This window comes from Streptomyces sp. NPDC048290, assembly GCF_040652095.1.
Lineage (GTDB): Bacteria > Actinomycetota > Actinomycetes > Streptomycetales > Streptomycetaceae > Streptomyces.
The window spans coordinates 42142-54452 of the sequence record NZ_JBEZLM010000019.1 but is presented as its reverse complement, the minus strand read 5'-3'; the positions used below and the strand labels follow the sequence as shown (position 1 = coordinate 54452).

Sequence of the window (12311 nt, the reverse complement as noted above, 5' to 3'; positions counted from 1 at the left end):
ACGGACGAGTTGACGTACCTCGGCCATCCGCTCGCGGGGCGTGCTGAACGAGTGGGGCCAGCGGCCGGTGACCCGGACCGCCGACGCCTCCGAGCAGCGGTTCGTACACTGCGAGGGTGAGAGACCATCCGGCCACCAGGATCGTGGCACGTCCGGCGCCCGGCCTGCGGCGGTACGTCGGTTCGTATGTCGGTTTCGATCTTCGGGGGTTCCCGGCGGGAGTGCACTGCGGTCCGCCGGGTCGCTTGCTCACTACGGTGATCAGTCTGTCCGGCCGACTGGAGGTGGCGGCGGGTGTGGACGACGGGTCTCCGGTCACCGGATACGACAGCGTGGCCGGCGGTCTGATGCGCCGGGCCGTGGCGATCCACCACGACGGACGCCAGGAAGGCGTCCAGGTGTCACTGACACCGCTCGGGGCTCGGGCCGTCTACGGCATCCCCGCCGCTGATCTCGCCCACCGGCTGGTCCCGCTCGACGTGCTTCTCGGAGCGCTCGGCGTGGAGCTGGTCGACCGGCTCCGCGCTGCGGCGACTTGGGAGGCGCGGTTCGCCGTGCTGGACGCGTTGTTCCTGCGTGCCGTCGGCGACCGTGTGTCACGGGTACCTCCAGAGGTGGCCGAGGCATGGCGCCGCCTGGTGGTCTCGCGGGGCCGGGTCCAGGTCGGGGCGGTGGCCGCCGAGCTGGGTTGGAGCCGTCGCCATCTCACCGAGCGGTTCCGCGGTGAGGTGGGTCTGTCGCCGAAGACCTTCGCACGGGTTCTGCGTTTCGAGCACGCCCACGAACTGGCGACCGCGCAGGAGCCGGTCCCGTGGGCGGAGGTGGCGGCCGTCTCCGGCTACGCCGACCAAGCCCATCTCGTCCGGGACTGGAGTGAGTTCACGGGTCGGACGCCGACGGTCTGGCGGCGCGGCGAAGTCCTTCTCGGTACCGGGTAGCCGCCCCTCACGCAGGATTCCGTTCCCATTTCTTCAAGACCACCCGGTCGCTGTCCTGTGACGATCGTCGGCATGAGACTCGTCCAGCACGAACCCGATGCCATCGACCTGCGGACCACTCCCGTGCACCTCGGACTGGGGTCGCGCGCCCATCCCGTCGAGGGCTTCGCCTGGGATCCGGAGGTGCTCCGGGCCTACAGCGCCGCGGTCGCGGCGGACGGCGCCGAGGGCCGGTTGGTGACGATCTTCGACGGCGACGGCCCCGGCGACCACTGGGAGCGCCACCCCGCCGGTGACGAACTGGTCGTCTGCCTCAGCGGGTCGGTGACGGTCACCCGTGATGCGGAGGGAGTGCCCGACCGGGTGGTGCTCGGGCCGGGCGAGGCCACCGTCAACCCGGCCGGGACCTGGCACGCGGTCGACATGGCGGGACCGGCGTCCCTCCTCACCATCACCGCCGGCCTCGGCACCGAGCACCGTCCCCGGACCCAGGCCCATCCGACCGAGCACGTCGGCGTGTCCGGCCCGCGCACACCGTGACGACCCGTGTCGCGTGCCTCGGCGACAGCATCACCCGCGCGCAGCTCAGCGTCGACTACCTGGACCTTCTCGAACGACGCCACCCGCCGGGCGACGTACGGCTCGCCCGCTTCGGTGTCAATGGCGACTTCGCCCACAATCTCCTACGCCGTCTCGATGCAGTCGTCGCGGACCGGCCCGATGTGATCACCGTGCTGATCGGGACCAACGACGCCCGAGCGAGCCTCGCCGGGTACCCCGTCGAGCAGGCCATGAAGCGCAAGCGGCTGCCCGAGCGCCCGTCGGCCGGCTGGTTCCAGCAGTGCCTGGCAGCCGTCGTCGAGCGGCTGCGGACGCAGACCGACGCGACGATCGCCCTGCTGTCGCTCCCGGTCCTCGGCCAGCGACCCGACGCAGCCGCGGCGCAGGCGTCACAGGCGTACAGCCGTCTGATCGCCGAGGTCGCCACCGCTGAGGACGTGGCCTATCTCCCGCTCCACGAACGTCAGACCGAGGAACTACGCCGGGCCAGCCCGCCGCCGGTCCCCTATCAGGAGCCGACAGCCGCAGCGAGCGTCGGCGTCCTCGTCCGGCGTGCCGTGCTGCGCCGGAGCCTCGACACCGTCTCCCGGCGCCGGGGTCTCCTGCTCACGACCGATCACATCCACCAGAACAGTCGCGGCGCCGCCCTTGTCGCCGAGGTCATCGACACCTGGCTCCCGACCCGGAGCGCGTGACCGGGTCCCGCCCTCAACGGGCAGGCCAGGCGGTCGCGATCGGACCGGTGCCCGCGCCGCGTCAGGGCCTCACTCGCCCCCGTGCCATGTGGCCAGCCCGGACACCGTCACCGTGACCGTGTCCCCCGGCGCCGCCATGGCGGGGCCGAGGACGCGGGCCGGGACCGTGGTGTCGAGGCCGGGGACCGCGATGCCGACCATGCTGTGGTGGCCGTGGAAGGCGACGGACCGGACGGTGGCCGTGATGCCGTCGGGGGTGTCGGTGTCCGGGGTCAGGGTGATCTGCTCGGGGCGCAGGACGGCGACGCCCGTTCCGGGCGTGACCGGGGTGTGGAGCGGGACGGGGCCCAGGGCGGTGGTCGCCGTCGTTCCGTGTGCGGTGCCGGGGAGTTGGACGGCGTCGCCGACGAAGGACGCCGTCCACAGGTCCGCCGGGCGGCGGTAGACCTCCTGGGGTGTGCCGCACTGCACGACCTGTCCGTCGCGCATCACCGCGACCAGGTCCGCGCTGGACAGGGCCTCGTCCTGGTCGTGGGTGACGAGAATGCCGGTGGCTCCGGCGGCTGCCAGGGCGGCGCGTACGTCGTCGCGGATGCCCGCCCGCAGGGCGCTGTCCAGGGCGTTGAAGGGTTCGTCGAGCAGGACGAGCGCGGGGCTCGGCGCCAGGGCGCGGGCCAGGGCGACGCGCTGCTGCTGGCCGCCGGAGAGTTCGTGCGGCATCCGGTCGCCGTAGCCGTCCAGGCCGACGAGTTCGAGCAGTTCGGCGACGCGTCGGTCGCGTGCCGTCCGCGCGGTGCGGGGCAGGCCGAAGGCTATGTTGCGGGCGACGCTCAGGTGCGGGAAGAGCGCGCCCTCCTGCGGGACGACGCCGACGGGCCGCTTCTCCGGAGGCACGTGCAGGCCCGGACCGGTCATGGTCCGGGAACGGATGTCCACCGTGCCGGAGTCGGGGCGCAGAAAGCCCGCCACGACCCGCAGCATGGTGGTCTTCCCGCAGCCGGACGGCCCCAGCACGGCCGCCAGACAGCCACCGGGCACGGTCAGGTCGAGCCCGTCGATCACCGGTCGCTTCGCGGCGTACGACACGGTCAGCCCGGTGATGCGCAGGTCGGTCATGTGCGGTGCCTTCCGAGCAGGTAGGAGGGGACGGCGGCGATCGCGATGAGTACGGCGGCGTAGGGCGCGGCGGCGGCGTAGGAGGCCGTCGCGGTCTCGGTCCAGAGCCGGGTGGCGAGGGTGTCCATGCCGGTCGGGCGGAGCAGCAGGGTCGCGGGCAGTTCCTTCATGCCGACGACGAAGGTGAGGGCGGCGCCCGCGGCGATGCCGGGTGCGGCCAGTGGGACCGTGACACGGCGCAGTGCGGCGAACGGGCCGCTGCCCAGGGAACGGGCCACGTCCTCCAGGACGGGCGGCGCCTGGAGCACGGCCGCGCGGGTGCTCGCGACGGCGACGGGCAGGAAGAGCACCGTGTAGGCGGCGACCAGCAGGGGGAGTTCCTGGTACAGCGGGTACATGTAGCGGACCGCGAGGAAGACCATGGCGAGGGCGACCGTGATGCCGGGGATGGCGTGGCCCGCGTAGGCGGCCTGCTCCAGCAGCCGGGCACCGCGGGTGCGGTGGCGGGCGGCGAGCACACCGACGGGCAGCGCGAGGGCGACGGTCGCCGCGGCGCCCAGGGTGGCGACGAGGACCGTGTTGCCGGTCGTCTCCAGCAGGAGGCCCGGTTCCCAGGTCCCTGAGCGGCCCACCGTCAGCCAGTACACCAGTGTGCCGACCGGGAAGGCGACACCGGCGGCGGCGACCGCCGTGCACCAGGCCAGCGCGGGCCAGTGCCACCTGCCGAGGGCGGCGCGGCGTGCGACACGGGGCGCGCCGCCGCCCGTACGGAAGTGCACCCCACGGCCACGGGTGCGTGACTCGGCCGCCACCAGGGCGATGGTGATGACCACGAGGACGACGCTGAGGGCGGCGGCCGGTGTCCGGTCGAAGCTCGCCTTGTACGAGGTGTGGATGGCGCGGGTGAAGGTCTCGTAGCGCATGAGGGAGACCGCGCCGAAGTCGGAGAGCACGTACAGGGCGACGAGGAGGGAGCCGCCCGCCGCCGCGGGGCGGAGCTGGGGCAGGACCACGCGCCGGAACACGGCGAGGGGGCCGTGGCCCAGGGAGCGTGCCGCCTCTTCCTGCGCGGGGTCCATGCGCCGCAGTACGGCGGTGACCGGCAGGTAGACATAGGGGTAGCTGACGAGGGTGAGGACGAGTGCCGCGCCGGTGAAGCCGGCCAGTTCGTCGCTCGCGGAGATCCAGGTGAAACCGGCCACGTAGCTCGGCACCGCGAGGGGCAGCGTCGCCAGCACCGACCACAGCCGGGCGCCGGGCAGGTCGGTGCGGGTGGTCAGCCACGCCAGGGAGATCCCGAGGACCAGACTCGCGAGCACGACCACCGCCGCGAGGCCGAGGCTGCGCGCCAGCAGCGCCGCGACCCGTTCCCCTGTGACGATGTCCCAGGCGAAGGCCGGTCCGCGCTCGAGGGAGCGTACGCCGAGGTAGACCAGCGGCAGCAGGGCGACGACCGCGGCGACGGAAGCGGCCACGAGGAGCAGCACGGGAGGGCCCTGCCGTCGCCCGCCGCCCCGCCGGGTCCCCCCGTCCCGCGTGTACGGCGTTCGGGAGCGGAGGGAGGCGGGGAAGGCGAGGGGGACCCGGCCGCCGCGCGGCCGGGGACCGGGTGCTTTCACGTGGGTCAGACCATCCCGGCTTCCTGGAGCATCTCCAGGGTCACATCGAGGGATTCGAGCTTGCTGAGGTCGATCTCGGGGGTGCCGATGGAGTCGAGCGCGGGCAGTTCGCTGTTGCCCGCGACGCCCGCGGCGAGCGGGTACTCGTGCGTCTCGTCGGCGAAGTAGGTCTGCGCCTGCTGCGACAGCAGGAAGTCCACGGCCTTCTGGGCGGTGGCACCGGCGTCCGTGCCCTTGAGGATGCCGACTCCGGCGACGTTCACCAGCGCGCCGGGGTCACCCTTGGTGGGGAAGCTCAGCTTGGCGTTGAGCTTGTCCTCGCCGACCTCGGCGGCCTTCTCGTACCAGTAGTAGTGGTTGATGAGGCCGAGTTCCGCCTCACCCGCGTCGACCGCGTCGAGCACGGCGCCGTTCTTCTCCAGCACCTGCGGGTCGTTGGCCTTGAAGTCCTTGAGCCAGGTGCGGGTGGCGTCGTCGCCCTTCATGACCCGCATCCCGGTGACGAACGCCTGGAAGGAGGCGTTGGTCGGAGCGTAGGCGACCTTGCCCTTCCACTTCGGCTCGGTCAGCTCGTCGACGGAGACGGGTGCGTCCTTGACCTTGTCGGCGTTGTAGGCGATCACGCGGGCACGGCCCGAGACGCCGACCCAGGTGCCGTCCTCGGCGCGGAACACCTGGTCCACCTCGTCGAGGGACTTCTGCGGCAGCTCCGCCAGGCGTCCGTTCGCGCCGAGTGCGCCCAGCGCGCCCGCGTCCTGCGAGAAGAACAGGTCGGCCTTGGTCCGGTCGCCCTCTTCGAGGAGCTGGGCGGCGAGTTCGGCACTGTCCCCGTACCGGACCTCGACCTTGGCCCCGGTGGCCTTCTCCATGTCCTTCAGCAACGGGGCTATCAGCTCTTCGCTGCGCCCGGAGTAGACGACGAGGCTGCCGGTGCCGTCCGCCGTGGACTTCTCGGCGGTGCCGGTCTCCTTCGAGTCCGATTCACCGCCGCAGGCGGCGAGGAAGGGGAGTGAGAGAGCGGTGACGGCAAGGACGCGGACGCGACCGAGTCTAGACCATGACATGGCAAAGCCCTTCCAATGAAAAAGTAACGTAACTGAGGTTAACCTAACTTTTAACGGTGCTGACCTGCCACTTCGTGGCGGCAGGTAACGAATGCGCATCCGTGCGGGAGGGGAGGCGGGGCGTGGGACCGGGGCGGGGAGGCGGGCGGAGCGCTGGGGATGTGGTCGGCGCATGGGCATTAGCGCGCCAGGAACGTGGTCGGGACACGGGCATTAGCGCGCCAGGAACGTAGTCGGGACACGGGCATTAGCGCGCCAGGAACCTGGTCGGGACACGGGCATCGGCGCCCCGGGAACGTGGTCGTCAGCACACGGCATGGGCGCGGTCAACACACGGGCATCGGCGCCCCGGGAACGTGGTCGTCAGCACACGGGCATGGGCGCGGTCGACACACGGGGGTCATGGGGACTCCCCGCGGCTCGCACCCGTGCCGGTCGCGGCGATCAGCGAGCGGCTGTCACCTCCCGCCCGCACCGGTCAAGTCATTAACCCGTTGCCGGGGAGCCGAGGGTCCGGTTACGTTCCTCCGGCCGTCCGATGATGATCGGGACCGGCGCTGTCGACGAGGAGGTGTGGAGCACATGCGCAGGAGTGCCCAGCAGTTGAGCCCGCGTACCGACCTTTGCCGCCTCTACACCACGGAGACACCTTGTCGTCTCGTATCACCCCACTGACCGACCCCGCTCACGGCCCGAACAGCCGGCGTCTCGCATGGCTGGCGTCCGACGCCGATTCCCTTCCCGTCGGAAGCGCCTTTCTGCGCCTGTTCACCAGTCCCGGACAGGAGCACCTGGCCGAACTGACCCTCCAGGTCCATCCGGCGGAGCGCCGCCGGCGCGTCGGCTCGCAGCTCCTCGACGCCGCCGTGGCCGCCGCCCGAGCCGATGCCCGGCGCTGTGTCATCGCGCAGGCCGAGGCTGGATCGCCGGGCGACCACTTCCTGCCGACGCGCGGTTTCCGGAAGGTCCTCACCCTGAGGTTCTCCCGCCTGCCACTGGCCGACGCGGACACCGCCGCCCTCGCCCATGTCATCGAGCGTCCCCATCCCGGCTACCGGCTGACGTCATGGTGCGGAACCGTGCCCGACGGCCTCGCCGAGACGTTCGCCGCCTCGCGTCGCGCCATGGACGACATGCCCATGGACGACACCGACTACGGCACGGTGACCTGGGACGTGGACCGGGTTCGCGCCGCCGCGAAGGCGGTCGCACAGCGGGGCGACCAGCTGCACACCGTCGCCGCCGTCGACACCTCCGACGGCTCGATCGCCGGGTTCACCGAGCTGGTCGTCCCCGGCGACGGCAGAGGTGACGGCCAGCACTACGGCACCGGCGTGCTGCCCGAACACCGTGGACACGGCCTCGGCCGCTGGATGAAGGCCGAGTCGATCCGACACGCCCTTGGGCGCTATCCCGACCTCGGCGGCCTCCTGACGGACACCGCCGACAGCAACACACACATGAGGCAGATCAACGACGGTCTCGGCTATACGCCCACGCACACGACACACCAGTACCAACTCGACCTCTAGCGGCGGACGGGACTGGTGGCCGGGCGACCGGCTCAGACCGGCTTGCGCCACACGGAGATGTGCTTCGTGGAGTCCTGGGTGAGCGGGGAACCGTGCCAGTCCGCGACGCGGCGCTCCAGGTCGAGCCCGGCGATCCGCGCCATCAGGTCCAGCTCCGCCGGCCAGGCGTACCGGTGCCGGGAGTTGTCGCGGCGGTAGTGGCCGTCGTCGCCGTCTCGGGTGAAGTGGTTCGAGACGAGCACCTGCTCGACCAGGTCGAAGGTGTCGAAGCCGAGATGCCGCTCGGAGACGTCGAAGGGCACCGCGACCTGGCCGGGCGGCAGGCGCCGCAGCGGTGGCACCTCCAGTTCGATGACGAACCGGCCGCCGGGCTCCAGATGCCGTGCGGCGTTGCGGAAGCACTCGACCTGCTCATCCTGTGTGAGCAGGTTCGAGATGGTGTTGTAGACGAGGTAGACCAGGGTGAACCCGCCGGGTACGACGGTGGTGGCCATGTCCCCCATGACTACCGGGAGGGTGTCCTCGTCCACCTTGCGTCGGAGCACCGCCGCCATGTGCTCGGACAGTTCGATGCCCGCCACCGGCACACCGCGTTGCCGGAGCGGGACTCCCACCCGTCCGGTGCCGATGGCGAACTCCAGCGCCCGGCCGTCTCCGGCGAGTTCGGCGAGGAAGGCGAGGGTCGGTCCGAGGGCGGCGGCCGAGGACGATTCGGCTTCCTCGGCGTCGTAGCGTTCGGCGGTCGCACGGGTCCACAGTTCACTGCTCGTCACGAGTGGCAACTGTGCCCGGGTGCCGGGGCGCTGTCGAGGCAATTACGTGCTCCGCGGCTCAGTTCAGCCGGTGCGGTCACCGTGTGCGGTGGCCGGACGCAGCCCGGACAGCCCCCCTGTAGCCCCTGTGCGGTCCCGTAGAGCAGGCCCCTCCCCTGGCTCACGGTGGCGCGATCGTTCAAGACACCCCCGGCCGCACCCCCCTACCGTGTCCGCAGGACGCAGGGGACGGGGACCGGGACGACGGAAGGGGCGCGCTGGTCATGGACGAGTTCGCGAGCGCCAGACTGGTGGCGCTGGTCCAGCGGTCGCTGGCCGGTGAGGGCATCCAGGTGGCCGCGCCGACGGCTGCGGGGGCGTTGCTGCCGTTCGAGGCGAAGCGGCGATTCCTGCGGGCGGTAGCGCGTGATCACGGGTTGCTGCCGCTGCTGCGGGCCGGTTCGCTGATGGCGGCCAGTCCCGCCGACCCGGCCGTGTCGGCGCTGCTAGGCGCGGCCGGTCCGGGGGACCTGTTCGGGCGGTGGCAGCGGCTGGAGGCATTCACCCACTCACGGCACCGGGTCGTGATGCGGGAGTGCGGTGCGGGGCACGCCGTCGTGGAACATGTCGGGCCGCGCGGTCGGCCGCCGGAGCCCGCCGAGGACGCCGTGGTACTGGGCGTGCTGACCGCGCTGCTGGCGCTGACCGGCGCACGCGACCTCACCGTCGGCGCCGGGTATGGGGAGGTGTCGACGGTGTTCGCCGCGGGGGCCGTCAGGGCGGCACCGCCCCGCCATGGCGGCGGGCTGTGGCGGTTCACCTGGTCCGGCACCGCCCCACCCGTACCCTCGAACCCGGCGCGCACCGGTACGGACGTGGTCGCCCGCACCCGCGTACTCCTCGGCGCCGATCTCGCCCGGCGCTGGACCCTGCCCGTCCTCGCCGCCGAACTGGGCCTGCCGGTGCGCAGTCTGCAACGGCGGCTCACCGAGGTGGGCGGCTTCAGCCACCTCCTCGGCGAGCTGCGTGCGGAAGCCGCCGCCGCGCTGCTCCTGGACGACGCGCACAGCATCGGCGTCATCGGATTCGCCTGCGGCTACGCGGACCAGCCCCATTTCACCCGCCACTTCCGGCTCCGTACGGCGATGACACCGGCCGCGTACCGGTCGGCGTTCCGGCGGTCCGACGCCCACCAGTCGGGCGCGACGGCGCGCACCGCCCGTCCCCATGGAGCAGCGAGGAGCAGGACCGCGTGAAACTCACCGGCACAACGGTGCTCGTCACCGGCGGAACCCGCGGCATCGGCCGGGAGATGACCCGGCAACTGATCGGGCTCGGCGCGCATGTGGTGGCCGTGGGCCGCACGCCCGGCCCGCTCGCCGCCCTGCGGGCCGAGTACGGCGATCAGGTGTCGACCGAGACCGTCGATCTCGGCGACCGGGACGCCGTCGACACCTTCGGCGACGCACTGCCCGACCGTCACCCCGCGCTGTCGGTCGTCATCAACAACGCCGGTGTGCAGCATCTCAACGACTTCCTCACCGCCGACCCGCGCGAGACACGCACGGTGCTGCGGCGGGAGTTGGCGGTCAATCTGGACGCCGTCATCTCCCTGTCCACCGGCCTGCTCCCCCACCTCAGCCGCCGCCCCGACGCCGCGATCGTGAACATCACCAGCGGACTGGCCATCGTCCCCAAGCCGTCGGCGCCCGTGTACTGCGCGGCCAAGTCGGCGGTGCGGACCTTCACGCGGTCACTGCGCTACCAGTGCGAGGACGGTGCCCCGCACATCCGTGTCATCGACGCGGTCCTCCCTCTCGTCGACACCGACATGACGCGCGGCCGGGGCCGGGGCAAGATCAGCCCGGCGGTCGCGGCGCACGCGGTGATCGAGGGCATCCGCCGCGACCGGGCGGAGATCTACGTCGGCAAGGCGCGCCTGCTGCCGTCCCTGATGCGCCTCTCGCCGTCGCTGGGATACCGGGTCCTGCGCCATGGCTGAGACCCGCGCTCCCGCCCCGGCCGCCGGGCCAGGAGGCTCCACCCGCACGGTACGGCTGCTGCTGCGGCTGGACCGGGCCGCGCACCGGCGCTGGTTCCTGCCCGCGCTCGCCGTCTTCCCGCTGAGCGACTACGCGCTTCCGGTGCTGCCCAACCAGATGCTGCTGGCCGGGTTGTCGGCGCTGCATCCCCGGCGCTGGAGGGTGATCGCCCTGACCTTCGTCACCGCGTCGGTGCTGGGCGCCTTCCTGGTCGCGACCGCCGTTCACGCGGCCGGGCCCCCGCTGCTGGAGACGGTGGGCGCCGTCGCGCCCGGACAGGCGGAACTCAAGGAGGTCGCCGGGTGGGTGGAACGCCACGGCGGGTGGGCGCTGGCCGTCCTGGCGCTGCTGCCGTGGACACCGAGGGCCGCGGTGGTGATGTGCGCGCTGGCCGGGATACCGCCCTGGACCGTCGCCCTCGCGGTACTGGCGGGCCGCCCGCTGCCTGTCACCCTGCTGGCCCTGGCCGGGGCGCGGGCTCCGGGGCTGCTGCGCAGGTCGCGCCGGATCGACCGGGTGTTGCGGGAGGTGGAGGCGGGGCGGCGTGCCGTCGGCTGATGTCGGGGTAGGCGGGAAGTCTCCCTGGAGTGGGAGCAGCCGACACCAACAAGCGTGACGGCCTGCCGCGGTCCCGTGGGTCCGCGGCAGCCACCGCCGGGCCTTCGGGCGCCTGTACTGAGGCGCGCGACCGGGCCCGGGGACGCGGGTTACGGCTGGGGCCGCCAGGTGCCGTCGAGCGGGACACCTGCCGCTTCGGCGATACGGTCGCGGGAGGCGAGCAGGCGGGTCCGCAGGGCAGGCAGGTCCACGCCGACCAGGGCTCCGTCACGCTTGACGACACGACCGGCCGCGAGGACGGTGTCGACCAGACCGGGGTGACCGTGGCTGACGATGCTCGCGGCGGGGTCGGTGACGGGGAAGATCGTCACGTCGTCGGTGCGCAGCAGGACGATGTCGGCGTCCTTGCCGGGAGTGAGCGAGCCGGTGCGGTCCCGCAGGCCCATCGAGGCGGCTGCGTCGACGGTGGCGAAGTCCAGCAGGTCGCGGGAGCGCAGGCCGCCGTCGATTCCGCGCTGGGCGGCGAAAGCGGTGCGCATGGTGGAGAACATGTCGCCGCCGACGGAGGGGACGTCGTCGATGGACAGGGTGGGGCGCAGTCCGGCGGCGAGGGCGACGCCGGTCATGGGTGCGCCGAAGCCCATCTTCAGCTCGACGTCGGGGCTGATGGAGAGGGAGCCTCCGGCGTCGGCGAGCAGGCGCAGTTCGTCCTCGCCGATGCCGTTGGCGTGGACGCCGGTGAGGGTGTCGCGCAGGAGACCGTGTTCATGGAGTGCGGTGATCACTCCGGGTGCCTCGATGTGGAGGCTGATGCGCAGGCCGAGTTCGTCGGCGAGCTTGACCTCGCGTGCGGCGGTGTCGATGCCGGTGGCACCGGGGCCGCGCATGCCGAGCGCCAGGTCGATACGGCCGCCGCCGCTGAGGCGGGCGCGTACGCGGCGGATGTCGTCGTCGACGGAGTCGCCGCCGCCCCAGCCCGCGCCCAGGCAGAACACGGAGCGTCCCGGCGCGTCGGTGAGCGCGTCGATAGCGGCGTCCTCGTGCTCATGGGTCTGGGCGACGTGATACCAGTCGAGCATGGTGGTCACACCGGAGTGCAGGGCTTCGAGACGGCCCAGCAGCGTGCCGATGTAGACGTCCTCGGGGGTGTAGTGGGCCTTGACCGTGCCGTGCATGGCGGCTGCCCACTGGGGGAACGTCCAGTCCGAGCCGATACCGCGGAAGGCGGTCTGCCAGGCGTGGCGGTGGTTGTCGACGAAGCCGGGCATGACGATCCGGTCACAGGCGTCGATGACCTCGGCGTCGGGGGCGTCGATATGCGCGGCGACTTCGGTGATCAGGCCGTTGTCGACCAGTACGTCACCGCGGGCGAGGTCCCCGATGGACGGGTCCAGGCTGACCACGGTTCCGCCGGAGATCAGGGTCTTCATGAGG

The 12311-nt window shown here is 72.2% G+C and carries 12 protein-coding genes; 7 read left to right on the top strand and 5 right to left on the bottom strand.

Annotated features, from left to right (window positions below):
* Positions 1 to 116 precede the first annotated feature (116 nt).
* The 3 genes from AB0D49_RS28525 (at position 117) to AB0D49_RS28515 (ending at position 2194) form a co-directional block, all read left to right on the top strand.
* Complete coding sequence (locus tag AB0D49_RS28525; RefSeq protein WP_362762510.1) at positions 117 to 938, top strand: helix-turn-helix domain-containing protein; 822 nt, start codon at positions 117 to 119, stop codon at positions 936 to 938.
* Between the two features lie 72 nt (positions 939 to 1010).
* Positions 1011 to 1478 carry a cupin domain-containing protein gene (locus AB0D49_RS28520; protein ID WP_362762508.1) on the top strand — a complete coding sequence of 156 codons (468 nt, stop codon included), beginning with the start codon at positions 1011 to 1013 and terminating at the stop codon, positions 1476 to 1478.
* Positions 1475 to 2194, top strand: a complete 720-nt coding sequence (locus AB0D49_RS28515; RefSeq protein ID WP_362762506.1) for an SGNH/GDSL hydrolase family protein — start codon at positions 1475 to 1477, stop codon at positions 2192 to 2194. Before AB0D49_RS28520 ends, AB0D49_RS28515 begins: the two co-directional genes overlap by 4 nt.
* Positions 2195 to 2263: 69 nt before the next feature.
* Here the strand turns inward: AB0D49_RS28515 and AB0D49_RS28510 are convergent, their stop codons facing one another.
* The 3 genes from AB0D49_RS28510 to AB0D49_RS28500 all read right to left on the bottom strand — a co-directional run bounded on the left by AB0D49_RS28510 (position 2264) and on the right by AB0D49_RS28500 (position 5993).
* Positions 2264 to 3310 carry an ABC transporter ATP-binding protein gene (locus AB0D49_RS28510; RefSeq protein ID WP_362762504.1) on the bottom strand — a complete coding sequence of 349 codons (1047 nt, stop codon included), beginning with the start codon at positions 3308 to 3310 and terminating at the stop codon, positions 2264 to 2266.
* Positions 3307 to 4797, bottom strand: coding sequence for an iron ABC transporter permease (locus AB0D49_RS28505; protein WP_362762502.1), 1491 nt, complete (start codon positions 4795 to 4797; stop codon positions 3307 to 3309). The genes AB0D49_RS28510 and AB0D49_RS28505 overlap by 4 nt, the downstream gene beginning before the upstream one ends.
* A 137-nt stretch (positions 4798 to 4934) precedes the next feature.
* Entirely contained in the window at positions 4935 to 5993 is a 1059-nt protein-coding gene (locus tag AB0D49_RS28500; protein ID WP_362762499.1) for an iron ABC transporter substrate-binding protein, read from the bottom strand.
* A 650-nt stretch (positions 5994 to 6643) separates the two neighbouring features.
* On the opposite strand from AB0D49_RS28500, the gene AB0D49_RS28495 reads away from it, so the two are divergent.
* Entirely contained in the window at positions 6644 to 7525 is an 882-nt protein-coding gene (locus AB0D49_RS28495) for a GNAT family N-acetyltransferase (protein ID WP_362762497.1), read from the top strand.
* 32 nt (positions 7526 to 7557) lie between these two features.
* On the opposite strand, the gene AB0D49_RS28490 is transcribed toward AB0D49_RS28495, so the two are convergent.
* Positions 7558 to 8298 carry a class I SAM-dependent methyltransferase gene (locus AB0D49_RS28490; protein ID WP_362762495.1) on the bottom strand — a complete coding sequence of 247 codons (741 nt, stop codon included), beginning with the start codon at positions 8296 to 8298 and terminating at the stop codon, positions 7558 to 7560.
* A 263-nt stretch (positions 8299 to 8561) separates the two neighbouring features.
* On the opposite strand from AB0D49_RS28490, the gene AB0D49_RS28485 reads away from it, so the two are divergent.
* Genes AB0D49_RS28485 through AB0D49_RS28475 form a run of 3 tightly spaced genes read left to right on the top strand, consistent with a single transcriptional unit; the run spans position 8562 to position 10877 of the window.
* Complete coding sequence (locus tag AB0D49_RS28485) at positions 8562 to 9533, top strand: AraC family transcriptional regulator (protein ID WP_362762494.1); 972 nt, start codon at positions 8562 to 8564, stop codon at positions 9531 to 9533.
* Positions 9530 to 10279 carry an SDR family NAD(P)-dependent oxidoreductase gene (locus tag AB0D49_RS28480; protein WP_362762491.1) on the top strand — a complete coding sequence of 250 codons (750 nt, stop codon included), beginning with the start codon at positions 9530 to 9532 and terminating at the stop codon, positions 10277 to 10279. The genes AB0D49_RS28485 and AB0D49_RS28480 overlap by 4 nt, the downstream gene beginning before the upstream one ends.
* Positions 10272 to 10877 carry a VTT domain-containing protein gene (locus AB0D49_RS28475; protein WP_362762489.1) on the top strand — a complete coding sequence of 202 codons (606 nt, stop codon included), beginning with the start codon at positions 10272 to 10274 and terminating at the stop codon, positions 10875 to 10877. The genes AB0D49_RS28480 and AB0D49_RS28475 overlap by 8 nt, the downstream gene beginning before the upstream one ends.
* 149 nt (positions 10878 to 11026) lie before the next feature.
* Here AB0D49_RS28475 and AB0D49_RS28470 read toward each other — a convergent pair whose 3' ends face one another.
* A complete protein-coding gene (locus AB0D49_RS28470) occupies positions 11027 to 12307 on the bottom strand; it encodes an amidohydrolase family protein (RefSeq protein ID WP_362762487.1) in 1281 nt (426 codons plus the stop codon).
* Between the last annotated feature and the right edge of the window lie 4 nt (positions 12308 to 12311).